Below are 25,708 nucleotides of genomic sequence, written 5' to 3'. Positions count from 1 at the left end.
AGAAAGTTGGTGAGAAAACATGCATGATGTTTTTCAAGTAATAGAACAGGCAATAAGGAGTACTCAACCTAGTGTAATGGCCACAATCATTCATGTAGAGGGCTCTGCTTATCTAAAGGAAGGCACCTCTATGTTATTTTACGAGGATGGAAAAAAAGTTGGCATGATTAGCCCAGGCTGTTTAGAAGAAGATTTGAGCTATAGAGTGAAAGAAGTATTCAATGATGGGAAAAGCCAAACGGTTGTTTACGATTCGACCGCAGAAGATGATGTCATATGGGGACAAGAAATTGGCTGTGGCGGAGTAATTTATATTTTACTAGAAATGGTGGATGTTAGCCTAAAAGAGAACTTAAGAAGAGTTCGTGCTCAACTGAAAAGTGGGATAAGGGTGTTACATGTAATCAAATTTGCTTCGAATTTTACCGTTGAATTTTCAGGATACCGTACAGAAAAAGGAGAAGTGATTGGTGATAACAGAATAGAAACCATAGATACTAGCAAATGGCCCACTAAATCAGGTTTGATAAATCTAATATACTACCATACCTATATTCCGGGAAAACGTCTGATCATCTTTGGAGCTGGCCCCGATGTAAAACCATTAGTGGAATTAGCGGCACAAACAGGGTTTTCTGTAATTGTTTGTGATTGGCGTGAATCACTCTGTAACAGAGATCACTTTCTACAAGCCGATGATTTCATAGTTGGATTTCCAAATGATGTTTTTCAGAAGCTTACCTTCACTCATGAAGATTTTGTTGTCTTAATGACTCACAATTTAAAAAGGGATAAAGAAATTGTGTCCTTCCTATTAAAAAAGAAACCACGATATTTTGGTATTTTAGGATCAAAGCATAGAATTAATTTATTGTTTGGTCAATCTAGCAAACCTCCATGGGCTTCAGCCCCCGTAGGCTTACCTATTGGAGCAGAGGGAGCTACTGAAATAGCCATAAGTATACTGGCTGAAATGATTTTAGTAATGAGAGGTGAAAAAGGGGAGGTAGGTGCTATAAATGAAAGTGGTGGGCATTTACCTCGCAGCAGGAAAGAGTAGTCGAATGGGAAAAAATAAATTATTGCTCGAGTTTAGGGGGCTCCCATTAGGTTCGATTGCACTTAAAAACGCCCTTGATTCTGCTATCGATTATGTTCTTGTAGTCACCAACGAAAATGATCCATTGTCATGGGTTGATTCATCTATGTTTTCAAAACCATATCAGAAAAGATGGACGAAAATTCCTTCAAAAGAGAGCAAAGGGGGCCAGTCTTACTCCATAAAAACTGGCTTGAAGGAAGCAATAAAAATGAATGCAGATGCAGTGATTATTTTGCTCGCGGATCAACCATTCGTAACCTCCCAAATGATTGATTTTCTAATAAAGGCATATGGGTTAGAAAAATCAAAAGAAATTCTTGGGTACAGGAATGAGAATGTCGTGTATCCTCCCATCCTATTTTCGAAAAAAATGTTTCCGAAACTTATGGAATTGCACGGGGATATCGGTGCAAAAAAAATAATCGCCAATTTTAATAATAAGATTTTATTTGATACCGAGATTGATAAAGTAAGAGATGTCGATACGCCCGAAGATTATGAAGCCATCAAAAAATTCGAATAACTAACTGGGTTAAGGTGTTATTTATAGGTTTAATGTAATACCTATATAGAATGCCTTATTTTTGCTGCCATAAATCTATAAGGAACTTCCTGTTTCTATCTGCAAAAAATATGTTTGATTTTCTTGGAATTCCATAAACTAGGGGAAATGTAAAATGGAATGTTTGGAGGAGGAGAACGAAGAATGAGGACGCAAAAGTTGCAGCTGCCACTTCAAACGGCAAGTTTGGTTGTTGGATTTATGGTGTGGGTGATTCTGTCATCCTTGATGTCGAGTATAAAGCAGGATATTCCTTTATCGGATAATCAAACAGCAATAGTCACCGCTGTTCCAGTTATTTTAGGTTCTCTGCTCAGAATTTTATTAGGTTTTTGGACAAACCGTTATGGAGCTAGATGGTTGTTTTTTATTGGTTTTATCATCCTGATCCTTCCGATTTTTTATATTAGTATTGCGGATTCTATGTTTGATTTAGTTCTTGGTGGACTAATCATCGGGGTTGGAGGAGCCTTGTTTTCAATTGGCGTTACCTCTTTACCGAAGTACTACCCGAAGGAACGTCACGGGTTTGTGAACGGGATATACGGTGCAGGAAATATTGGGACAGCAATCACTTCTTTTGCAGCCCCTGTGCTCGCAGTAAACATTGGGTGGCAAAGCACGGTTCGATTATTTCTCATCCCTGTTATTTTATTTGCACTCTTAAACTTTTTACTAGGTGACCGCAATGAGCCTAAAGTCAATAAACCATTGAGTGAACAGATTAAAAGTGTGTATAAAAATGAAAAGCTTTGGTTCCTCAGCCTATTTTATTTTGTCACATTTGGTTCGTTTGTGGCGTTTACTGTATATTTACCGAACTTTTTAGTTACTTATTTTGGGTTAACAACAGTTGACGCTGGCTTACGCACGGCTGGATTTATTACACTGGCAACTCTTATGCGACCAATTGGAGGATGGCTTGGTGATAAGTTCAATCCCTATTTAATTTTGTTCATTGTTTTTAATGTGATCACTTTTGCAGGAGTACTTCTGGCTTTCACACCAGATATAGTTTTATACACAATCGGTTGCTTGCTTGTCTCCATTTTTGCGGGAATTGGAAATGGAACGATTTTTAAACTAGTACCATATTATTTTTCAAAGCAAGCTGGGATTGTCAACGGAATTGTGTCGGCCATGGGGGGTTTAGGTGGATTTTTCCCACCCATCGTGCTTTCGATTGTGTTTGGTATGACAGGACATTATGCAATTGGATTTATGTCGCTTGCCATGTTTGCACTATTAAGCTCTGTATTCGTTGTGTGGATGTTTTACACTGAAAAAATTCAGCTTGAAGCAAAGCTTATTGAGAATGTAGCCCAAGGGATGATGGTCACAAATCCAAAGGGAGTCATTCAAAAAGTCAACCAAGCTTTTACAACGGTTACCGGATTTGCGCCAGAAGAAGCAATCGGAAAGACACCAAGTATTCTACGTTCTGGAAAGCATGATGCGGCATTTTACGACCAGATGTGGAAGTCAATACGCAATCAAGGGTATTGGCAGGGCGAAATTTGGAATCGGCGCAAAAACAAAGAGCTCTATCGAGAATGGCTGACCATAAGTGAGGTGAAAAATGAAGCAGGTGAGGTCAAATACTACGTCGGCCTCTTCAACGACTTAACTGAAAATGAGACATGAACAAGAGCTGAGGGAGACTTCAGCTCTTATTTGTGCTTTGGAAAATGTGGAAACCGGGTTATAGCGCAAATATCGAAAATAAAGCGCAAATCCACCAAGCTAACGTTCAATTATCGAAAATAACGCGCATATCCGCCGAGCTAACGCGCAAATATCGAAAATAACGCGCAAATCTCTGACCGCCGACGAAAAATCTCAGACGAGACGCAAATTCCGTGGCCGCCGATGCAAATCCCCAAACCGACTCCCCTCATTCCCCCTCATTTATGACAATTTTCGACCAAATGTAAGCTAAGAAGTTTAACGAGACTCAAGATGGAAAGGATTAAGAAGAAAGTTGAAATTAGAAAGGATGAACATAATGGCAACAGGACCAAGTTTACGAAAAACAGATGCTCATTCAGCGATTCATGAGGCCGCTTTACATGAAGCGAAGGAGCTCAGAAATCTATTTCGGAAGTGTATTGAAGAAGGAGATAAAGAAAAAGCCCTTCAGGTTGCAGAGGTGGCAATCGACCATTGGGAATCTAGAACTCTGAAACATGCTGATTCAGAAGAAGAAGGTTTATATAAAGAAATGATAGAGAATAATCCGAAGCTCGAAAAAATCGTGAATCAATTAACACGAGACCATGATTTAATGCGTCGAATCGTTGCAACGATGAAGAAAAGCTTGGAGACAGAAGAGGCTGATCATCGCATGATACCTCTCTTGGATAGCTTAATTATTATTGATGAGATCCATAACGATGATGAGATGAATAAATTACTAGCCAACAACGAATAATAAAATGAAAAATTAGGAAATAGAGGAAAGGGGATGAAAATGGGTAAAAAAGATGTAATTGAGGAAAAACTGCTAAGGTTTGCAGCACCAAACTTATATCAAATGATGGTTGATACTTTTTCCGCATATAACATTCATTCCTACGATATCTATGCAACTGTAATAAAGCAAGAAAAAGGCTATGATCTAACATTGCGATTCTCTCAATCCTTTTCGCAATCTGTCACTACTTTTATAAGTTTTGAGCAGGCAAAAGATCCAGATGAAGAGATTACTTCTTTTCTCAAAGAAACAGCTGAAAAATGCAAGAACCAGTTGATATCAGACTATTACAAGATGATTAAAATATAGGGATGTAGTTTTCGATGTCTAGCTTCAGGCGCCATCGGCTCGAGGTCATAAGCCAATCGCTTCTGAAGGTAAAAAGCACCTTCTGTCAGCGCTCGTCTTATGCTTGTCGCCGATAGGCGGGCGCCTTGAGCATTTCTAAATAAAAAAGGAGTTGGTTTGTTGTTTTCGATGGAGAATGACGCAATGTTAATTGATGATCGGGAAGATTTGATTGCGATTATCCGGATGAGATTTGGCGATATTCCTGGGAAAATGATTGAAGAAATCTATGAAATTCAGGATATGAGTACACTTCAGCGTCTCATCTTAGCGGCAGCAAATGCATCAAGCTGGATGGTATTTCTTGAAGAATTTCAAGCAGGTACACAAAGCTTCAGGTTAGTGGGTGAGGACTTTAACCCATTGGCAAAAAATATAAAGGGAAGGGATGGAGACATTGGCAAAGCAGAATAGTCTCTTCCACTCGCTAAAGCATTTAGTGCGTGGAGAGCGTATAAACGATGGTTGGACAGAAGAAAATCCACGCCCGCGGGACTGGGAATCAATCTACCGCCAACGTTGGGCTCATGACAAGATTGTCCGTTCCACGCATGGTGTGAATTGTACGGGTTCATGTAGCTGGAAAATCCATGTCAAAGACGGGATTATTGCCTATGAAACTCAGCAAACAGACTATCCGACAACTGGGGACAATTTCCCAGACTACGAGCCCCGCGGATGTCCACGGGGTGCGAGCTTCTCATGGTATACATATAGCCCAACACGGGTGAAATATCCGTATGTACGAGGTGACCTCCTCGCTCTTTGGAAGGATGAAGTCTCAAAGGCTGATAATCCGGTACAAGCCTGGGAAAATATCGTGAGCAACCCTGAAAAGCGAAAGGCTTATGTTTCTGCACGTGGTAAAGGCGGATTTGTTAGAGGTAACTGGAAGGACGTCTGCCAAATCATCGCAGCATCTATCATTTATACCATCAAAAAATACGGACCAGACCGGGTCGTAGGGTTTAGCCCGATTCCGGCTATGTCGATGGTGAGCTACGCAGGTGGTGCAAGATTCTTATCCCTAATCGGAGGAACCATTCTTAGCTTCTATGATTGGTATGCAGATTTACCGCCAGCATCACCACAGGTGTGGGGTGACCAGACCGACGTTCCGGAAAGCGGTGATTGGTACAATACGAAATACTTCATTATATGGGGGACTAACATTCCACAAACGAGAACCCCTGATGCCCATTTTATGGTGGAAGCTCGTTATAACGGTACAAAGGTGGTCGGAGTTAGCCCGGACTACGCGGAATATGACAAGTTTGCTGACATTTGGCTTCCTGCAAAAGCGGGGACAGATGGTGCACTTGCAATGGCCATGACTCATGTTATTTTAAAAGAATTTTATGTGGATCAAGAAACGCCATACTTTAGTGATTATGCGAAACAATACACGGATTTACCGTTCCTCATTACCTTGGGTAAAAAAGGAGAAAACTATCGATCCGACCGGTTCCTGCGTGCATCTGATTTTTCCGATCAACAAGAGCTTGGTGAATGGAAAACTGTGGTTTGGGATGAAAACTCAAATCAAATCGCGATTCCAAATGGAAGCCAAGGCTTCAGATGGGATAGCAGCACAAAATGGAATCTTGATATGACAACGGAGGATGGTACGAGTATCAATCCGAAGTTAAGTTTTATGAAGGAATCCGATGAAGTCGTATTGGTAGAATTCCCTTATTTCGCAGAAAAAGAGGGCGGAAAAGTGGTTCGCGGTGTACCAATTAAACGAATGAAGGACCAATCTGGTAATGAACTGATTGTGACGACCGTTTATGACCTAATGCTTGCTCACACCGGTATAAACCGAGGACTTCAAGGTGATTATCCGACTGATTATAATGATGCAGCTAGACCATATACACCTGCGTGGCAGGAAAGCATTACGGGTGTGAAAAAGGAACACGTCATCCAGGTAGCGCGTGAATTTGCAGAAAATGCAGCTCTAACCCAAGGTAAATCGATGATTGCGATGGGTGGAGGAACAAACCACTGGTTCCATAGTGACCAAATCTATCGCGCCATTTTAAATCTTGTCCTATTAACAGGTTCACAAGGTGTCAATGGTGGCGGCTGGGCTCACTATGTGGGACAAGAAAAAGTTCGTCCACTAGAGGGCTTTTCCCAAATTGCCTTTGCGAATGATTGGGTGAAAGCACCGCGTTTAATGAATGGCACATCGTTTTTCTATTTTGCAACCGAACAGTTCCGTTATGAATATGATTTTGATGATAGTGAGACAGACTGGGGCAGCAAATATTCCAACATGCATCCGGCTGATTTTAATGCGATGTCAGCACGTCTTGGCTGGTTACCAAGCTTCCCAACACTATCGCAAAACTCATTGGATGTCATGAAGGAAGCTCGTTCAAAAAATAGTGATGACCAAGCTGTGATTGATGACATAGCCAAACAACTCGTCGATGGAAAACTTGATTTTGCGATTGAAAATCCAAATGACCCACGGAACTTCCCGAGAGTATTCTTTAATTGGCGCTCCAATTTATTAGGTGACAGCGGGAAAGGTCATGAGTATTTCGTCAAGCATTTAATTGGCTCAAAGGATACGATTTTATCAGATCCTGAGCAATCTTGGCAACCAAAGGATGTCAAGATTTCAGAAAAAATACCTGAAGGAAAGACGGATCTCTTCATTAGTATGGATTTCCGAATGACCAGCTCTGGACTGTTCTCTGACATTATCCTGCCTGCAGCAACTTGGTATGAAAAACAAGACATAAGTACAACAGATTTACACCCATTCGTCCATCCATTTAATGCAGCAATTAGCCCACCTTGGGAAACAAGAAGTGATTGGGATGCATTTAGGGAAATTGCAAAAGTCTTTTCAGAGCTTGCGAAAGATCATTTGCCGGCACAAGAGGATCTCGTCATTTCACCCCTTGCCCATGACACAATCAATGAAATTGCTCAACCTTTCGGAAAAGTGAAGGATTGGCGTAAAGGTGAAGTGGAAGGAATTCCAGGAAAAACAATGCCAAACCTCAATTTCGTGAAACGTGATTATCCGAATGTGTATGACATGTGGATAACTGTCGGACCGAATATTAAAAATGGCTACGGTACGAAAGGGGTTAAAATCCCTGGGGATAAGGTCTATCCATCCTTATTGGACCGACTAGGACCTTCAAAATCACAAGGGATTGGAAAAGGTCTTCCTTCCTTGTATTCCGATGTGAAAGCCATTAATGCGATTCTTCTTATGTCAGGAGCGACAAATGGTAAGCGTGCGGTTGAAGGTTGGAAATCGATGGAGCAAAAGACAGGGAAGAAGCTGGAGCATATTTCAGAGGCGCGAGAGGAAGAGGACTTTACATTAGATGCCTTGACCATCCAACCGAGACAAACCCTTTCAACACCTGTTTGGAGTGGGCTCGAAAGTGATGGCCGTCGTTATTCACCATTTACGGTTAACAAAGAGTACCACATTCCGTGGCACACTCTTACAGGACGACAAAGCTTCTATTTAGACCATGAAGTGATGCTTGATTATGGTGAAGGTCTGCCGCTCTATCTTCCGCCTATTAACAAAGGTCCTTTTATTAAGGGTGAAAAAGAGGTCGAGAATCGAGGGAAGTCCATTACTCTTCGATACATGACACCTCACCAAAAATGGGGAATCCACACGATGTTCACAGATACCCGCAACATGGTTCAGCTTTTTAGAGGCTGGCAGGTTGTCTGGTTGAATGAAGAGGATGCTGCTGAAATCGGGATTAAGGACAACGATTGGATTGAGTTATATAACCGGAACGGCGCCGTTGTTGCAAGAGCGGTTCTAACTTACAGAATGCCGCGCGGAGCGGTCTATATGCACCATGCCCAAGACCGCACAATGGGAGTGCCAGGAAATACAATTAATAAAAATCGTGGTGGAACACATAACAGCGTGACCAGAATTTATCCAAAGGCAACACATATGATTGGTGGTTATTCACAGCTAAGCTATGGCTTCAATTATTATGGACCAACAGGTAGCCAAAGAGATACGTTGACAATTGTTCGCCCATTAAAGGAGGTCGATTGGCTTGAGGATTAAAGCACAAGTGGCAATGGTGATGCACCTCGACAAATGTATTGGCTGTCATACTTGTTCTGTCACATGTAAAAATGTATGGACCAATCGACCAGGAATGGAGTACGTCTGGTTCAATAATGTTGAAACCCGTCCAGGACCAGGGTACCCGAAAGAATGGGAAAACACGGATCGCTTTAAGGGTGGATGGACATTAAGAAATGGGAAGCTACACCTTCGAGCTGGTGGTCCAATTTCCAAATTGGCAAACATTTTTTACAATCCAAATATGGCAGAGTTTGATGATTTTTATGAGCCATGGACTTATGATTTTGAACATCTTCATTGGGCTGAAAAAGGGGAAAATATTCCTGTAGCGCGCCCAAAATCAATGATTACAGGAAAATATATGGATAAGCCGGAATGGGGACCAAACTGGGATGATGACCTTGCAGGTGGTAGTGAAGTCGTCCCAATGGACCCTAATGTGCAGAAGCTTCAAGAGCATATTGCGATGGAGTATGAAAAAACATTCATGATGTATTTACCACGAATTTGTGAGCATTGCTTAAATCCATCCTGTGTTGCCTCCTGTCCATCAGGTGCACTTTACAAAAGGGATGAGGATGGCATTGTTCTGGTTGACCAGGATGCGTGCCGTGGCTGGCGTTTTTGCATGAATGGTTGTCCATACCACAAGGTGTACTATAACTGGAATACGCATAAAGCAGAAAAATGTAATTTCTGTTATCCACGTACAGAAGCGGGTCTACCAACCATTTGTTCCGAAACATGTGTAGGTCGAATCCGCTATATCGGGGTTGTTTTATATGATGCTGATCGTGTGAAGGAAGCAGCTTCTGTAGAAGACCCGAAGGATTTATATGAATCACAGCTCTCTGTCTTTTTAGACCCATTTGACCCAGAAGTGATTGAAAAAGCCCAAGAACAAGGAATTAATCAAAGTTGGATTAACAGTGCGCAGGAGTCACCCGTGTATAAAATGGCGATGAAGTGGAAGATTGCATTGCCATTGCACCCTGAATATCGCACCATGCCTATGGTGTGGTATGTGCCGCCACTTAGTCCAATCATGAACCATATCACGAACGAGCAGTCATTAAGTGCAGATGGCTATATTCCAGCTGTGGATGACATGAGAATCCCGATGGAGTACTTAGCATCTATTTTATCAGCAGATGATACGAGTGTTATTCGCCGTGTCCTACTTAAAATGGCTGCGATGCGTGTTCACATGCGGGCAAAAACAGTTGGAGGAATTGATGGTGAGTCAATGAACAAGCTTTTAAAGGAAGCAAAAACGACACCAGAAGAGCTTGAAGAAATGCAGCGCTTATTAGGGGTTGCCAAATACAATGAGCGCTTTGTGATTCCGACCGGTCGCCGTGAAATGGATGAAGACCTCCATTATAAGCAAGGCGCATGTAGTATTGAGGATTTAGCTCCTCCAGAAGGAATGGTGACATATCCATTTGAAAGAAGTGGAAATCAATGACCAATGAAGCAAAAGCTATATTAATGATGATGTCCCGAATCCTTGATTATCCGGATCAAGCCCTTCTTGAAGGGTATCCGGATATCGAGGATTATGTGAATGAAGAAGTAGGTTCTGTAAAAATGAGAAATGAAATCTTAGAAAGAATTGCACCTCTCTCTAAGATGCCATTGCTTGAATTACAGGAACTCTATGTAGAGACCTTCGATTATAAGGATAAAACAGGATTATATTTAACAGCACATGAATTAGGGGATAGCCGAAAACGAGGAGCAGCATTAATTAAGCTACAAAAGCTAATCGTCGAAGGTGGATTTGAATATCACGGTAAGGAAATTGTGGATTATATCCCGATGCTGTTTGAACTTTTAGCACATGCACCAGAGGGTGAAAACTTTGAACGGTTATACCGCCGCTTAGCCTTCGCTGTTGATCGAATTCATAAGAACCTTTTAAATTCGAATCCTTACTACCGGATTATTGACCTATTAATGATGTTTGTCTTTGAAGCACCAGAAGCAGAAGAAATCACTTTGTTAGAAAATCAGCGTGAAAAAGCCGATTTAGAAGACCTTCCATATCCAATGTTTTATCAATAATGTTCATAACTCTGTGGATAATGTGGACAATGTGGATAAAAAGGATGCTTTTATGTGGATAACGTGGATATTGTGGAAAAAGAAAATGGGTGATCTTTCAACACTATCCACAAAAGGATCCACAGGCTGTGGAAAACAAATGTTCTTATGTGGATAAGTTTAATCTTTGCTTCATGAAATTGAAAGGAGGTCATTGAATGGAATTACATTTCTGGTGGACAGCATATCCTTATTTATGCGCAGCAATCCTTGTCGTAGGGTCATTTTATCGGTTTGTGTTTCGAGGCAAAAGCTGGACGGCACCATCTACAGAAATCTTTGAGAAAAAGTGGCTGCGCTACGCTTCTGTGATCTTTCACTATGGGATTATTTTCGCCTTTATTGGTCATGTAATGGGGATGCTGATTCCTCTCGAGTTTTACAATGCAATCGGAATCGACGACCATACATATCACCTTTTTGCCATAGCCGGAGGAGGCGTTGCTGGGCTTATGGTGGTGATTGGATTAGTTCTATTTTTGATTCGAAAATTTGTAATTGAACGCGTTCATGTCCATACGTCAGCAGGCAGTTATTTTACAATCATTCTGTTGCTTATCATTGCTGGTTTGGGGACGTACATGACATTGGTGTATAACACAACCGTAGCGGCATATGAGTATCGGGTTTCAATTGGGCCGTGGTTCCGTAGCTTATTCACATTAAATCCACAGCCCGAATTAATGCTTGGGGTTCCTACTCTGTTTAAAATTCACGTCATTCTGTCATTCTTGTTATTTGCATCAATTCCATTTACAAAGCTCGTTCATATGTTTAGTTTTCCATTGCGCTACCCAGCGAGAGCACCACAGCAATACCGTTCGCGCGATGGCTATTCGAAAAATACTCGTCAAAACTAAGGGGAGGGCTAACCTCCTCTTTTTTATTTCCTCAATATCTAAATTCATCCCCAATTTTGACCCCCGTCAAAGTTTCTCTTTCTAGTTACACTTACAATAAAGCTGTAAACAAATTGGAGGAAAACAGTTCTCTGTAATTGTGTCAACTTTAGGAATCATAGGTGTTTTAACAAGGTAGTTTCTCCTAGTATCTGGTATGTTTAAAGAAGACTTCCATCCAACAGTGCGTGTTACCGATCATTAAATAAAGGAGAGAAGATGAATGTCCTATCAATCTTGTAATCACGATGAGCACATGAAAAACTCATGTATTTCAAGGGTACCGATTTTCAACCATTTGACTGAAAACGAAATGGCTGAAATTTCACAAGTTGCGGTGAGCAAACATTTGAAGAAAGGTGAGCTTTTATTCCATTCAGATGAACTCTCCGAACAACTTTTTATTGTCCATAAAGGCTTTGTAAAAATGTACCGAATTACGGAAAACGGGAAAGAACAAATTATCCGATTTGTTGAGGAAGGAGACTTCATTGGCGAGCTATCCCTCTTTTCAAAAACGATGACGACTAGCTTTGCAGAGGCAATGGAAGATACGGGGTTTGCACCATCAAGCAACAGGACATTCATCAATTACTCCTACGTTATCCAACCATTTCATTAAAAATCTTAGAGGAATTCACGAGTCGTCTCCATGAAACGGAAACACTCATTGAAAAATTAAATTCGCAAGATGTGGAAAAGCGCGTAGCAGGCTATTTAGTCGAGCTTATTGAAGGGCAGGAAGAAGCAACGAAGAAGATTGAACTGCCGATTCGCAAAGGAGACCTCGCATCCTATCTTGGAACCTCACAGGAGACTCTCAGTCGAAGGCTTTCAGCATTTCAAAACTAAGGCTTAATTGAGTTAAAAGGACAAAGAAAAATCATCATCAAACAACTAGACGAGCTAAAGAAGAAAGCAAACAACTAAAAAACAATGCCATTCTCGTATATAATTGCCTTCCGGACGAAACGGAAGGCTTTTAAAATGGTTTGGCCGATCTAAAATTGACAATTTCCAAATCATGATATAAAATTATCTTGAATTCAAGATAACTCAATTAAAGATAATGCGCTCGAAGCGAATATTCCGACCTTATTGTTGGAAACTAAATTAACGAATGATAAAAGGAGATAGAAACTATGAAAACAGCAGGCATACATCATATTACTGCCATTGTTGGACATCCCCAAGAGAATGTCGATTTCTATGCTGGTGTTTTAGGACTGCGTCTTGTGAAAAAAACAGTCAATTTTGATGACCCAGGTACGTATCACTTTTATTTTGGAGATGACGTCGGTAATCCAGGTAGCATTATAACTTTTTTCCCGTGGGCAGATGCATATCAAGGTAAAATTGGCGATGGACAAGTGGGAGTAACAACCTACGTAGTTCCAAAGGGAGCACTTCCTTTTTGGGAATCAAGGTTAACCAAGTTCAAGCTCTCGTATAAAAAAACAGAGCGTTTCGGAGAACAGTATCTCCAATTTAATGATATCCACGGTCTGCAGCTTGAACTTGTAGAACGAGAAGAAGGAGCAAACAGTAAGTGGGAATTTGGAGACGTGACCTCTAATGTTGCAATAAAGGGCTTTGGTGGTGCGGTTTTATTTTCCTCACAGCCTGAACAAACTGAAAAACTTCTATCAGTAATGGGACTAGAGCGCATTGGTGAGGAAGGAGATTTTCTTCGCTGTAAAGCTGAAGGTGACATTGGAAATGTGATTGATGTAAAACGAACCCCAGGTGAAAAAGGCAAAATGGGTGTGGGGATCGTACATCACATTGCATGGCGTGCAAAGGATAATGAGGAGCAATTACAGTGGCAACAATACATTGCCGATCATGGCTATGGGGTAACACAAGTGCGCGACCGAAATTATTTTAATGCCATTTATTTTAGAGAGCATGGTGAAATTTTATTTGAAATTGCGACAGATCCTCCGGGATTTGGAATCGATGAGGAATATGAGAAAATGGGTTCAGAACTGAAGCTACCTCCACAATATGAGCCACACCGTCAAAAAATAGAAAATGTCCTGTTACCATTTGAAGTAAGAAATCTGGATTAAAAGGAGATTAAAAATGATTTCAATTGATCCAAATAAGAGTTCGGAAAGGGACAATTATAAACTGTTAATTGGCAGCATTATCCCTAGACCCATTGCATTTGTAACTTCGCTATCAAATACAGGTACGCTAAACGGTGCACCTTTTAGTTATTTTAATATAGTATCATCCAATCCACCTCTCATTTCATTATCGATTCAACGGAAAGAGGGAATTATGAAGGACACGGCTCGAAATATTTTAGAAGGAAAAGAGTTTGTCGTTCATATCGTGGATCAGAGTAATGTAGAAAAAATCAATATCACCGCAGCAAGTCTTCCACCAAATGAAAGTGAAATTGAGCTGGCCAAACTAACTCCGGTTGAAAGTACAACTATAAAAGTTCCGGGGATAAAGGAAGCCAAAATTCGAATGGAATGTGTGTTGGAGCAGGCAATCGAATTAGGCGGTCAGGAACAGCCTGGTTGTGATTTGCTCATCGGTAAAGTGGTCCAGTTTAATGTCGATGAGGAACTATATAACAACGGCCGAATTGACCAAGAAAAACTAGGAGCGGTAAGCCGTTTGGCAGGAAATTATTATGCGAAAATAGGAAACGTGTTTGAAATCGAGAGACCAAAGTAAGTTAAGATTGGTCTCTCTTTTCCTTTTTAGGTTTAATCTTTCGTGGCGTATAATTGATGTCCTCCGAAGAATATACAGAAACGATAATCGTTCCGCCATTAACCCTTGCTCGTATTAAAATCGGTTGATTGTATGTATTTTTAAAAAGAAAATCAGGTCCATACCAGCTTACTGTAGCATCGCGTCCTGGAGGTACATAGCCAACACGTTTGCTGTGGGAATAGCGCTTAACGATCTCAACACCGGCAAGGTCGACAGCATTGAATAGGGTCGACGAGGTTTGGCAAATTCCACCACCGATTCCTTCAATCAATTCACCTCTAATGATTTCAGGAGCAGGCTGATATCCTCTGGCAGCGGTTCGCTTGCCAACAACCTTATTAAAGGAGAAGGTTTCATTTTGAAACAGCACATAACTATCAATGGCCGCAGCCGAAAGAGCAATATTTGTGGCACGCTCTTTATTAGAAGAATTAAAATGCGTCACATATTGTCCAATCTTTTTTACCCGAATGGTTGATAAAAGTTCGCTATCTACACGTGGATAAATTCGCTCAATAGGAACCTCAATAAAATCCTTTTTTCCAAAAAAACTAGAGAAAAACAATTTTGTGAATTTATCCTTATTTAATTTCACGCCTACATGTTCCTTGACGATATCACCTGATTTACCGATCTTTGCGTCCTTTGGTTCCTCGTATACTTGCTCATCTAAATAAGTTAGAAAATCTGTGAATTTTTTGGTGTCCAATGTAGGAACACCGAGCAATGGAAGAGAATATTCAGCACGATTCACGGTCGCGATCGGATCCCCTTTATAGGTTATGTATACATGATCCTGAGGCTGGAATTGCTGAACAGAAAAGAAAAGCATCATAGTCCACAATAATTTCAGTGTCCCCACCACCCTTACGAACATCATTTTTTATAGTATGGTTGGATATTTGAAATTCCATTAATAATAGGGAGAATTTTTTTTGTTTGAGATTGTAACAAAATGTTCAAATTCGAAAAAACACCTGTGATATGCAACACATCAAGGTTTGGAACACTTATGTTAAGGAAATTTGTATTTGCCAAAAACTTCCTTCCTGATTTTGTAACAACTTTTTAAAGTTTTGATGTTATCATCATTTACACAGTGGAAAAAATCAAAAGAAATTATTTTGGAAAAATAAACTTTTAGCTACAGTTTTTCAATATATTACGAAAAAAACAAGTAGCTAAAAAAATTTTGACAACTTTGTGAAGTTGTACACAATTTCTGTATAACGATCATAGTTGTTAAATTAGAGCATCCATTCGGAAAGGAGTACTTTTATGAAAATCAAATGGTTTTTCTTATCGATGGTTATTACTATTGCCACAGTGCTAACAGGCTGTGAACCCGTAATGGTCCTTGATCCAAAGGGTCCACAAGCTGAGAGGCAAGCCCAAGATATCCTACTTTCAATTGGAATCATGGCAGTAGTAGTCATTGTCGTTTTCGTATTGCTAGTATATATGCTTGTTAAATATCGAGCTTCAAAAATGCCAGAGGATTACGAACCACCACATATTGAAGGAAATCCTTGGGTTGAAGCCATTTGTATCGGTATTCCAATTTTAATCGTTGGTTATCTTTCAATTGTTTCTGTACAAAGTAACTACATTGTCGAGTCTGCACCAAAAGGTTACGAAGACCAAGAACCATTGGTGATTTATGCATCATCTTCAAACTGGAAATGGCATTTTAGCTACCCAGAAGAGGATATTGAAACAGTCAATTACTTATATGTTCCAACAGACCGACCACTTGAATTCAGACTTTATTCTTACGGACCAATTACAAGCTTCTGGATTCCACAGCTTGGCGGACAAAAATACGCCATGGCAGACATGATTACGACATTGCATCTTGCTGCAGATGAGCAGGGTGAATTAATGGGACGTAACGCAAACTTCAGTGGTAAAGGATTTGCAGAAAACACTTTTAGTGTAAAGGCAGTTCCTGAAAAAGACTTTGAGGATTGGGTAGACGAGGTTAAAGAGACTGCCGAGCCTCTTACCGAAGAAAAATTCGATGAGCTAATAGAACCTGGCCATCTTGGTCAAATGACGTTTACTGGAACTCACCTAGAATTTGCGCCACCACCAGAACATGATCATGGATCAGCAGATTCTGAAGAAGGTCACGAGGAAGGTCATGACGAGCACGAAGCTCATTCAGAGCATGAAGGGCATTAATATTTAGAAATGCTGCTCTTCACGGATAAAAGTTTCAGGGAAAGTCATTGAATTGTCTCTGATACAGTGTCTCGAGGACAAAAGTTGTGATTGAGGTCTTCGAAATGTCTCTGACACCGTTTCTCGAGGACAAAACAAACAGTGTAAAGCAGGAAAATGTCTCTGATACCACGTATCAAGGACAAAACAAACGGTGTGATGCCGTAAAATGTCTCCGACAGAGCTTCTCACGGACAAATCACGAGGTTAAAAATAAATAAATGTCCTTGATACTATATCTCGAAGACAAAAACGAACTATTCATTAAAGAATGTCTTTAAACATTTTAAATCAATACATTTTGAACGCCGAATTCACTTCATTTGAAAGGAGTAACAACGGATGGAATTTTTCGAACGATTTGCCATACCACATCCTAGTCCAGCCATCTATGCAGCAATGGTCGCAATTGGACTTACCGTAATCGGAATTGTCGCCGGTTTATCCTATTTTAAAAAATGGGGCTATCTCTGGCGCGAATGGTTAACAACCGTTGACCATAAACGAATCGGGATTATGTATTTAATTTCTGCCTTGATCATGCTTTTCCGCGGTGGGGTAGATGCTGTTATGTTACGTGCGCAGCTAGCAACACCAGAAGCGAAGCTGTTAGACGCACAGCACTATAATGAAATTTTTACAACGCATGGTGTAATCATGATCATGTTCATGGCGATGCCGTTTATCATGGGATTCATGAACTATGTTGTACCATTACAAATTGGAGCGCGTGATGTGGCATTCCCACGCTTAAACGCAATCAGCTTCTGGCTCTTTTTTATGGGGGCAATGTTATTTAACATCTCTTTCGTAATTGGTGGATCACCTGATGCAGGTTGGACTTCATATTTCCCACTTGCAGGAAATGACTTTAGTGAATCAGTTGGTACGAACTATTATATGATTGCCTTGCAGATATCGGGTCTTGGTACCTTAATGACAGGTATCAATATGATAACGACCATTTTAAAAATGAGAGCACCTGGCATGACATTGATGAAAATGCCAATGTTCACATGGTCAACTCTTATTGCCAACCTAATTATCGTAACAGTTTTCCCAGTTTTAACAGTTGCCTTAGCAATGGGAACAATGGACCGACTTTTCGGAACGCATTTCTTTGCAAGTACGAACGGTGGAATGGATATGCTTTGGGCCAACCTATTCTGGGTTTGGGGACATCCTGAGGTATATATCTTAATCCTACCTGCGTTTGGTATTTACAGTGAGATTATTTCAACTTTCTCAGGAAGAAACCTATATGGCTACAAATCAATGGTTGGTTCTATGGTCATCATCTCAGTACTTTCATGTCTAGTTTGGGCGCACCATTTCTTTACAATGGGGCAGGGGGCTGCATCAAACAGCTTCTTCTCAATTACAACAATGATGATTGCTGTTCCAACAGGTGTGAAAATCTTTAACTGGTTGTTTACATTATGGAAAGGTAAAATCCGTTTTACTGTTCCAATGCTTTACTCAATTGGTTTTATTCCGTTATTTACAATCGGTGGGGTAACTGGAGTAATGCTTGCGATGTCAGCAGCCGATTACCAGTACCACAATACAATGTTCCTTGTAGCTCACTTCCATAACACAATTATTCCAGGTGTTGTGTTTGCGATGCTTGCGGCACTCACCTATTACTGGCCAAAAATGTTTGGATTTATGCTTAATGAACGTATCGGAAAATGGACGTTCTGGTCACTTGCAATCGGATTTGTCCTTGCATTCTTCCCAATGTACATCACTGGATTAGACGGTCAAGCTCGTCGTATGTACACATACTCAGAAAGCACTGGATTTGGTCCATTGAACATGGTTTCGTTCGTCGGTGCGGGTATTATGGCGATTGGATTTATTCTGATTGTATATAACGTGTATTACAGTATCCGTTACGCACCAAGAAACATTGGCAGTGATCCATGGGATGCACGTACTTTAGAGTGGGCAACACATACACCAGTTCCTGAGTATAACTTTGCGTTAACACCAAGTGTGAACTCTAGCGAACCATTCTGGGATGACAAAAAGAAAAAGCACAAGCTATTCCCAGGTGAAATTGAAAAAATTCATATGCCAAACAATAGTGGACTTCCGTTCATCATGTGTAGCATCTTCTTTGTATGGGGCTTCTCATTCGTATTTGCGATTTGGCCGCTATTGATTGCTTCAACAATTGGTATATTTGGATGTATGGCATACCGTTCATTTGAAAAGGATCCTGGGCATTACATTCCAGTTGATAAGATTAAAGAAACAGAAGAAAAACTTGGAGGTGCTAAACTATGAAACTTGGACACTCGCAACCTCTTGAATATAGTACGCACCAAAACGAATTAAATATTTTTGGCTTCTGGGTTTTCCTTGGTGCTGAAATTATGCTGTTCGCAACATTGTTTACATCTTATTTTACATTAGAGAACCGCATCGGAAGCGGTCCGTCAGGTGCAGAGATTTTTGAAATCACACCTGTATTAATCGAAACCTTATTACTTTTAACCAGTAGTTTTACAATCGGTCTTGCGGTTCATGCCATGCGTATTGGCAGAGTGAAGGCAATGATGAGTTTCTTCGCGGTCACATTGATTCTAGGTTTAACTTTCCTAGGTGTTGAAATCTACGAGTTTGTACACTATGTCCATGTAGGAGCAGGTCTACAAACGAGTGCATTTACGGCGATGTTGTTAACAACTTTAGGAACACACGGACTTCACGTGACCTTTGGATTATTTTGGGGAGTGATGATTCTTCTCCAAATTAGAAAACGGGGTTTAACTGCAGAAACTGCTGGTAAATCATTCATCTTTTCTTTGTATTGGCACTTCCTAGATGTAGTCTGGATTTTCATCTTCAGCTTCATCTATTTGAAAGGAATGATGTAATATGAAAGAACTTTTTCCAGCAAAACAAATAAATGGCTTTGTCTTTTCATTGCTTCTTACAGTGATTGCTCTTTCCGTGTACTTCCTTGACCTATCCTTTACAGTAGGTATTACAATATTGATTGTTACAGCATTTGTGCAAGCATTGGTACAGCTCGTTGTATTCATGCATGCGGGTGAAACAAAAGATCGTTGGGCTATTTACGCAAATGTCTATTTCATGATTTTTATCGCGTTAATTACAATTTTCGGTACACTATTCCTAATGGTATGGGATATGTAATAGATTTTAGAGTGTCTTACGGGGCACTCTTTTTTTTGTGCGAAAATAAAAAGCCTAGCCGATTATGAACGGCTAAGCCTATAGTTAATGAATGAATTATTTAGTCTTGTTTTGTCCCCTGTGCCTTCAGTAACATTTCTTCAGATGCGATTAAAAACAGCCCCATTAAAAAGACAAATATGGCCCCCATAACCGTTCCGATTCCAATCGGTGTTAATATGCTGGAACCGCTCCCAAAAAATCCTAGACAAAAAATAATGATACCGGCAATAAGCACTGTTCCCCCAAAATACTTAACAGCCTCAAGCATAGTAGTTTTCATTTTTCCTCATCCTCCTACTATAAATTATTCACTTTGTTCACAAAATTGTCAAATACTTTTCACTAAATGTTCAAAAATGTATTTTGCCAGGGAATTTGGGTGGTTAAGAGTTCTTGCGATACACGCACGGAGACATTTTACCCAAGTATGTGACGTAATGTGGTTTTTGCGGTACATGCTTTAGCAGAAATCCCGCAAGCATGTGCCGCAAGAATGGTCTAGCGGTACAAGCACTAGCAAAAATCCCTCAAGCATGTGCCGCAAGAATGGTCTCGCGGTACAAGCTTTAACAAAAATCCCTCAAGCATGTCCCGCAACAGTGATCTAGCGGTACAAGCTATAGCAAAAATCCCCCTATGATGTGCCGCAACAAAGGTCTTGCACTACACGCTCGACCCCAATCAACCCAACCATGTACCGTTACGGCATTCTAATGTATGTTGGCTTTCGAAGAGGGAAATTTATACCGAAGTCGTCCAATGAGCTTTTACAAAATGTATATGTTACCATAGTGAAAAATAACCTAAATGAGGTGTCAAAATGAAAATTGAGGTATGGTCGGATTTTGTATGTCCGTTCTGTTATGTAGGAAAGCGTCGCTTAGAACAAGCGCTTGAGCAATTTCCACATCGAGACGAAGTTGAAGTAGAATTCAAAAGCTTTGAATTAGATCCAAATGCAAAGCCATATTCAGGACAAAGTATCCATGAATTGCTTGCTTCAAAATACGGAACTAGCGTTGCACAGGCAAAGCAAATGAACGAAAATGTTGGGGAGCAAGCAGCAGGTGTTGGGCTAAACTATAATTTTGATACAATGAAACACACAAATACATTTGATGCTCACCGCCTTGCAAAATTTGCGGCAACTGAGGGGAAAGAAAAAGAAATGACTGAGATTCTCCTTCACTCTTATTTCGAAGAAGGAAAACTCATTAGTGACTATGAGGTACTAGCTGATCTCGCAGAGTCTGTAGGATTGGATCGCGAAGCTACACTTGACGTGTTAAAAGACGAAAAGAAATTCGCAAATGATGTACGAATTGACGAATCGCTTGCGCAACAAATTGGTGTTACTGGTGTTCCGTTTTTCGTAATCAATCAAAAATACGCGATCTCTGGTGCGCAGCCAACTTCCACCTTCCTTGGTGCTCTTCAGCAGGTATGGACAGAAGAAAATTCTGCAGAGTAATGAAGTAGCAGTCTTATAGATGAGAGTTATCGTATCAAAAACGTGCAGAGCCTATAAGGTTTTGCACGTTTTATTTGCTTAAAAAAAGGAATCAGGCACCTCAATACGAATATATAGTAAGGTAAAAGAAAAAGGGGTGGTTCTAATTTCATTTCGGTTTGATTTTGATGTAAGCCTTATATCCATGATGACGTTCCTTATTGGGTGGGGTACGATTGTATTTTTTTCATATAGAATTTATAAAAAACAAGAAGAGAAACCAAAGCTGTGGAAGATCATTCTTGTTTTACTTGTTGGACTTTTTACATTTTCTTTTAATATGAACCTATTTGAAACACTTATGAAGATACCTATTTTACCGTTAGGTGTATGGATTCTTTATTTTATCTTGAGATCAAAAGAGGGGCGTTGGGAGAGATATCGCCAATATGCCTGGCTTGGTTTTCTCGCAAACTTTCTTTTTGTCATAATGACTTTGGCTTCGGTGGGCCTGCAGTATGTGATATATCCTCCAGGTAATATAGCAACCTATGTTTCCGAAGTGGAAAGTGCGAAAATTATCAATACCCACCCAGCCGCAAAGGATGTTATATTGCAAAAGGATATAGTTATGAAACAACTGTCTACCATGCAACAAACGGAATTTTTTAGTGATCAGTGGTACGAGGAAACATATATGTACGGAGAACCAAATACAAGAAAAGAACGATTTCCATACCAAGTGATTGGAGTACAAGGAAAATGGGGAAGCAATGTACCTACAACGATTTTCATTGAAGAAGATGGGAAAGGCCTATTAATCGCAACCCCTAAAAAACAATATTATTTTCGCTCCGATGTCGTCTTTTTAAAAGGGGTGTAAAATGAATGAAACGTAAAATGATAATAGGACTAATAGGTTTAGTTGTTCTTCTTTTCTTGATCTATTATTTCTACTTAGCTAAGCCCACTACCTTCACCAAAACTGATACTTTTAAACGGTATTCTGAAGTAAATGAGGTCCTTGATGTTATTGAGATAGATGAAAGGCGTGTTTTTGTGCCGATTGTTACAAATGAAAACAAATATGGTATGACTCTTTGGCTGTGGAAAAATCATAAATGGAATAAGGAATTTGATAGTACCGTAGGTGGCCCTAGGGTTATCAAGTTAAAGAGTACGGATCCGAGTTCCTATAGGGTATTTTGGAATATTCACCCTAGTGATCAAATCAGTTATGGAGAATTTTATCTGCTACGGGATCGCAATTATCTTATTACTGAAGGAATTGACAATTATTATCCAAGGCTTCAAATGAAGACCATCCTAGATTTTAAAGAAAATCCATACGGGATAATAGATCTTCCTAAAGAATGGCAGAGCGTGATAGAGGCTTCTCTCAAAGTGGAAGAAGCGAAACAACCAGATTCCATTTTTCAAAACATGTTTCCTGTCATTCAGGATGTGTATTTTGGCTGGATTCCGTATAACAATGAAAATAAAAGGCAAGACTCCCGTGCTACCATGGTTGGTGGGGGTTCATGGGGCGGCAGTGTGGATTTGCAGCATGTGGGAGAAATCCAGGAAGAAGATCTCGAGTATTTTAAAATAAAAGAATAATCATACATGACTGTTCTTTTTCGAGCTAAATTGAGAGGAGGGGAAACTTCCTAATGTACATGTCTATGGTCATCTTATGTCTGATTTGGGGATTTAATTTTGTTGTCATGAAATTGGGGAACGGTGTTTTTCCTCCTGGGGAATTTGCTGCATGGCGGTTTTTAACAGGATCCATTGTACTCTTAGGTCTGTGCTTCATAAAACGAATACCACTGCCTAATAAGTCCGATCTTAAGTGGTTTATTCTATGTGGAATCCTTCAAACCACATATTTTAACATTGCGATTCAAATATCACTTAACCACATAAGTGCAGGTCTTACCTCTGTTCTTACATACAGTATGCCGCTTTTTCTATCGATCATGGCGCATAAGTGGATTCCTGATGAACGGCTAACAGTTAGAAAGACGTTCGGAATTGTAATAGGCATCGTGGGTTTATTTCTTGCGATGAATATCCATTTTGGAGGATCCATGTGGACGGTTTTATTAGCCTTAAGCTCCGCTATATCTTGGGCGATTGCGAGTTTGCTATTTAAAGTGAAATTAAAACATTGTGATACCATTCAATTTACTACTTGGCAGATGACGATCGGAGCGGTGGGATTATTGGTATATACTCTTTCATTTGAAACGGGTAATTCACAATGGGGACTCATGCCTGTGGTTTATATTTTGTTTTCAGGAGTTGCTGCCTCTGCCTTAGCGTTTGTGATGTGGAATCATATTTTAAGACGTACAGAAGCAAGCAAAGCATCGATTTCTTTATTACTTGTACCGATCGTGGGAGTCATTTCTGGATACATATTTTTGGATGAAAGCTTAAGTGTGGTATCGTTAGCGGGAATTTTGCTAGTATTAGTAGGAATATGGTTTGTAAATAGTAAAAACATACAAGAACACCATATTAACGTACCGAGAGATTTTGATAAAGCACAGTAGGGGTATACTAAAAAAATGAAAAAGAAAAAAGGAGAATATGATTATGGAAAAAATAACACCATTTTTAATGTTTCAGGAGGGCAATGCAGAGGAAGCAATGAATTTTTATACGTCACTCATTGAGGATTCTGAGATTACAAATATTGTTCGGTATGGAGCAAATGGACCGGGTGATGAAGGAACAGTCATGCATGCCACTTTTACGTTAAATGGCCAAGAGTTTATGTGCATTGATAGTAATGTCAAGCATCAGTTTACATTCACTCCTTCATTTTCAATTTATCTAACATGCAGTACGGAAGAAGAAATCGATACTCTTTATGAAAAGTTAAAAGAAGGCGGAGGAGAACTCATGCCTCTAGGTAATTATGGTTTCAGCAAAAAATTCGGCTGGATTAACGATCGTTTCGGAGTTTCCTGGCAACTAACTTTAGCTTAAAAGAAAAGTCAAAACGCTTAGGCACCCATGTCTAGGCGTTTTTTGGTTACATTTTCTTCAAATTTTTTCTCGAAAAGCGCTAAATGTTGGAGTATAATATATTTTGTTCAAAATGTAAGTTGTGGAACGGTAGCATTTGGTAGTAATCAACACTTACATTATAATAAGATAAGATTCAATAGTTGAAAGCGAGTGTTCAAGATGGGACGTAAATGGAACAATATTAAGGAAAAAAAAGCTTCCAAGGATGCGAATACAAGTAGAATCTACGCAAAATTTGGACGTGAAATCTATGTAGCAGCGAAACAAGGTGAGCCTGATCCTGAGTCAAACCAACATTTAAAAGTCGTTCTTGAGCGTGCGAAAACATACAGTGTACCAAAACATATCATTGACCGCGCCATTGAAAAAGCAAAGGGTGGTTCAGAGGAAACGTACGATGAACTACGCTATGAAGGCTTTGGACCAAATGGATCAATGGTGATTGTGGATGCTTTAACAAATAACGTCAACCGTACAGCTTCAGATGTACGTGCCGCTTTTGGTAAAAATGGAGGAAACATGGGTGTCAGTGGTTCTGTAGCATATATGTTTGATGCAACTGCTGTTTTCGGTATCGAAGGAAAAACCGCTGATGAAGTACTAGAATTGTTAATGGAAGCAGATGTAGATGTACGCGACATTCTTGAAGAAGAAGATGCTGTCATCGTGTATGCGGAGCCAGAACAATTCCATGCAGTTCAAGAAGCTTTTAAAAACGCTGGAATTACGGAGTTTACAGTAGCTGAATTAACAATGCTTGCACAAAACGATGTAACCCTTCCAGACGATGCAAAAGAAAAATTCGAAAAAATGATCGATGCATTAGAAGACCTTGAAGACGTACGTCAGGTCTACCACAACGTCGACCTAGGTGAATAATCAACAAACGCAGACCTTCTGTGGGACAGATTTACCGTCCTAACGTAGGTCTGTTTTTTTGGGACGGAGGGACAGGTCCATTGTCCCAACCGTCTCTTTTTTTGTAAAAAATTTTTCGAACATTGAAACTTTCTGGTTTTTAATGCGTATTTGTTTAATATAGATTCCTTAAAAAAGGGGGAAGGTTAATGTATCCAGGAGATGCAATGTTCAATGCTGTCCCAATTTTTGTAATGATTATGTTCGTTGTTGTGATTGGACTCATTATTTTTAATATGGGAAAAGGAATCAGTCAGTGGAAAAAGAATGAAGATTCACCCAAACTTAGTGTTCCTGCCCTTGTAAAAACAAAGCGCACACATGTGAGCAGACATACCCATCATCATTCGGATCCACATCACCACGATCATGTTTCTTCATCCACGAGTTACTTTGTTACATTTGAGTTTGAGAGTGGGGATCGAACTGAGTTTAAGGTTTCTGGTGGTGAATATGGTCAGCTTGCTGAAGGTGATATGGGGAAACTAACATTTCAAGGAACGCGATATTTAGGGTTTGAAAGACTGAGAGGATAAAGGA

26 protein-coding genes and 1 pseudogene are annotated in these 25,708 nt (G+C 40.0%); 25 read left to right on the top strand and 2 right to left on the bottom strand.

The window, feature by feature from the left end; translation table 11 throughout:
• Positions 1-19 precede the first annotated feature (19 nt).
• The 14 genes from ABC371_RS02210 (at position 20) to ABC371_RS02145 (ending at position 14,283) form a co-directional block, all read left to right on the top strand.
• Positions 20-1,060: an XdhC family protein gene (locus tag ABC371_RS02210; protein WP_412895374.1), complete on the top strand. Its 1,041-nt coding sequence runs from the start codon at positions 20-22 to the stop codon at positions 1,058-1,060.
• Positions 1,020-1,625, top strand: coding sequence for a nucleotidyltransferase family protein (locus ABC371_RS02205; RefSeq protein ID WP_412895373.1), 606 nt, complete (start codon positions 1,020-1,022; stop codon positions 1,623-1,625). Before ABC371_RS02210 ends, ABC371_RS02205 begins: the two co-directional genes overlap by 41 nt.
• A gap of 183 nt (positions 1,626-1,808) precedes the next feature.
• Positions 1,809-3,308, top strand: a complete 1,500-nt coding sequence (locus tag ABC371_RS02200; protein WP_412895372.1) for a nitrate/nitrite transporter — start codon at positions 1,809-1,811, stop codon at positions 3,306-3,308.
• A gap of 361 nt (positions 3,309-3,669) precedes the next feature.
• The gene (locus tag ABC371_RS02195) at positions 3,670-4,095 is read left to right on the top strand and encodes a hemerythrin domain-containing protein (RefSeq protein WP_412895371.1); all 426 of its coding nucleotides are present in this window, start codon (positions 3,670-3,672) and stop codon (positions 4,093-4,095) included.
• 39 nt (positions 4,096-4,134) lie between these two features.
• Positions 4,135-4,446: a hypothetical protein gene (locus ABC371_RS02190; protein ID WP_412895370.1), complete on the top strand. Its 312-nt coding sequence runs from the start codon at positions 4,135-4,137 to the stop codon at positions 4,444-4,446.
• Between the two features lie 168 nt (positions 4,447-4,614).
• Complete coding sequence (locus ABC371_RS02185; RefSeq protein WP_412899250.1) at positions 4,615-4,899, top strand: hypothetical protein; 285 nt, start codon at positions 4,615-4,617, stop codon at positions 4,897-4,899.
• Entirely contained in the window at positions 4,883-8,560 is a 3,678-nt protein-coding gene (locus ABC371_RS02180; RefSeq protein WP_412895369.1) for a nitrate reductase subunit alpha, read from the top strand. The genes ABC371_RS02185 and ABC371_RS02180 overlap by 17 nt, the downstream gene beginning before the upstream one ends.
• Positions 8,550-10,052 carry a nitrate reductase subunit beta gene (gene narH / locus ABC371_RS02175; RefSeq protein ID WP_412895368.1) on the top strand — a complete coding sequence of 501 codons (1,503 nt, stop codon included), beginning with the start codon at positions 8,550-8,552 and terminating at the stop codon, positions 10,050-10,052. Before ABC371_RS02180 ends, narH begins: the two co-directional genes overlap by 11 nt.
• Positions 10,049-10,651 carry a nitrate reductase molybdenum cofactor assembly chaperone gene (gene narJ, locus ABC371_RS02170; RefSeq protein ID WP_412895367.1) on the top strand — a complete coding sequence of 201 codons (603 nt, stop codon included), beginning with the start codon at positions 10,049-10,051 and terminating at the stop codon, positions 10,649-10,651. Before narH ends, narJ begins: the two co-directional genes overlap by 4 nt.
• Before the next feature lie 197 nt (positions 10,652-10,848).
• Positions 10,849-11,550 carry a respiratory nitrate reductase subunit gamma gene (narI, locus tag ABC371_RS02165; protein ID WP_412895366.1) on the top strand — a complete coding sequence of 234 codons (702 nt, stop codon included), beginning with the start codon at positions 10,849-10,851 and terminating at the stop codon, positions 11,548-11,550.
• Between the two features lie 262 nt (positions 11,551-11,812).
• The gene (locus ABC371_RS02160) at positions 11,813-12,211 is read left to right on the top strand and encodes a Crp/Fnr family transcriptional regulator (protein WP_412895365.1); all 399 of its coding nucleotides are present in this window, start codon (positions 11,813-11,815) and stop codon (positions 12,209-12,211) included.
• 71 nt (positions 12,212-12,282) lie between these two features.
• Entirely contained in the window at positions 12,283-12,441 is a 159-nt protein-coding gene (locus ABC371_RS02155; protein ID WP_412895364.1) for a helix-turn-helix domain-containing protein, read from the top strand.
• 290 nt (positions 12,442-12,731) lie between these two features.
• On the top strand, positions 12,732-13,661 hold the full coding sequence (locus tag ABC371_RS02150; protein ID WP_412895363.1) for a ring-cleaving dioxygenase: 930 nt from the start codon (positions 12,732-12,734) through the stop codon (positions 13,659-13,661).
• 13 nt (positions 13,662-13,674) lie between these two features.
• Complete coding sequence (locus ABC371_RS02145) at positions 13,675-14,283, top strand: flavin reductase family protein (protein WP_412895362.1); 609 nt, start codon at positions 13,675-13,677, stop codon at positions 14,281-14,283.
• 1 nt (position 14,284) lies between these two features.
• Here the strand turns inward: ABC371_RS02145 and ABC371_RS02140 are convergent, their stop codons facing one another.
• A complete protein-coding gene (locus ABC371_RS02140) occupies positions 14,285-15,160 on the bottom strand; it encodes a VanW family protein (protein ID WP_412899249.1) in 876 nt (291 codons plus the stop codon).
• Between the two features lie 443 nt (positions 15,161-15,603).
• On the opposite strand from ABC371_RS02140, the gene qoxA reads away from it, so the two are divergent.
• The 4 genes from qoxA (at position 15,604) to qoxD (ending at position 19,716) form a co-directional block, all read left to right on the top strand.
• Positions 15,604-16,509: a cytochrome aa3 quinol oxidase subunit II gene (gene qoxA, locus ABC371_RS02135; RefSeq protein WP_412895361.1), complete on the top strand. Its 906-nt coding sequence runs from the start codon at positions 15,604-15,606 to the stop codon at positions 16,507-16,509.
• A gap of 381 nt (positions 16,510-16,890) precedes the next feature.
• Positions 16,891-18,840 carry a cytochrome aa3 quinol oxidase subunit I gene (gene qoxB / locus ABC371_RS02130; RefSeq protein WP_412895360.1) on the top strand — a complete coding sequence of 650 codons (1,950 nt, stop codon included), beginning with the start codon at positions 16,891-16,893 and terminating at the stop codon, positions 18,838-18,840.
• Positions 18,837-19,433 (top strand): cytochrome aa3 quinol oxidase subunit III, encoded by a 597-nt coding sequence (qoxC, locus tag ABC371_RS02125; RefSeq protein WP_412895359.1) that lies wholly within the window; start codon positions 18,837-18,839, stop codon positions 19,431-19,433. The genes qoxB and qoxC overlap by 4 nt, the downstream gene beginning before the upstream one ends.
• 1 nt (position 19,434) lies before the next feature.
• Positions 19,435-19,716 (top strand): cytochrome aa3 quinol oxidase subunit IV, encoded by a 282-nt coding sequence (qoxD, locus tag ABC371_RS02120; RefSeq protein WP_412895358.1) that lies wholly within the window; start codon positions 19,435-19,437, stop codon positions 19,714-19,716.
• A 100-nt stretch (positions 19,717-19,816) separates the two neighbouring features.
• Here the strand turns inward: qoxD and ABC371_RS02115 are convergent, their stop codons facing one another.
• On the bottom strand, positions 19,817-20,038 hold the full coding sequence (locus ABC371_RS02115) for a hypothetical protein (RefSeq protein WP_412895357.1): 222 nt from the start codon (positions 20,036-20,038) through the stop codon (positions 19,817-19,819).
• 540 nt (positions 20,039-20,578) lie between these two features.
• On the opposite strand from ABC371_RS02115, the pseudogene ABC371_RS02110 reads away from it, so the two are divergent.
• The 7 genes and pseudogenes from ABC371_RS02110 to ABC371_RS02080 all read left to right on the top strand — a co-directional run.
• A pseudogene (locus tag ABC371_RS02110) lies at positions 20,579-21,223 on the top strand (DsbA family oxidoreductase); the annotation flags it as partial.
• Positions 21,224-21,365: 142 nt separating this feature from the next.
• On the top strand, positions 21,366-22,091 hold the full coding sequence (locus ABC371_RS02105) for a hypothetical protein (protein WP_412895356.1): 726 nt from the start codon (positions 21,366-21,368) through the stop codon (positions 22,089-22,091).
• Between the two features lie 5 nt (positions 22,092-22,096).
• Complete coding sequence (locus ABC371_RS02100; protein ID WP_412895355.1) at positions 22,097-22,828, top strand: hypothetical protein; 732 nt, start codon at positions 22,097-22,099, stop codon at positions 22,826-22,828.
• A 53-nt stretch (positions 22,829-22,881) separates the two neighbouring features.
• Positions 22,882-23,769, top strand: coding sequence for a DMT family transporter (locus tag ABC371_RS02095; protein ID WP_412895354.1), 888 nt, complete (start codon positions 22,882-22,884; stop codon positions 23,767-23,769).
• Between the two features lie 43 nt (positions 23,770-23,812).
• Positions 23,813-24,208: a VOC family protein gene (locus ABC371_RS02090; RefSeq protein ID WP_412895353.1), complete on the top strand. Its 396-nt coding sequence runs from the start codon at positions 23,813-23,815 to the stop codon at positions 24,206-24,208.
• A 201-nt stretch (positions 24,209-24,409) separates the two neighbouring features.
• Positions 24,410-25,129, top strand: a complete 720-nt coding sequence (locus tag ABC371_RS02085; protein WP_412895352.1) for a YebC/PmpR family DNA-binding transcriptional regulator — start codon at positions 24,410-24,412, stop codon at positions 25,127-25,129.
• Positions 25,130-25,317: 188 nt separating this feature from the next.
• Positions 25,318-25,704, top strand: coding sequence for a DUF2500 domain-containing protein (locus ABC371_RS02080; protein ID WP_412895351.1), 387 nt, complete (start codon positions 25,318-25,320; stop codon positions 25,702-25,704).
• Positions 25,705-25,708: the final 4 nt, after the last annotated feature.

The sequence above is a fragment of the Bacillus jepli genome, assembly GCF_047238305.1.
In the GTDB taxonomy this organism is placed as follows: domain Bacteria; phylum Bacillota; class Bacilli; order Bacillales; family Bacillaceae_L; genus Ferdinandcohnia.
The sequence above is the reverse complement of the archived record's forward strand: the minus strand, read 5'-3'. Positions and strand labels throughout refer to the sequence as shown.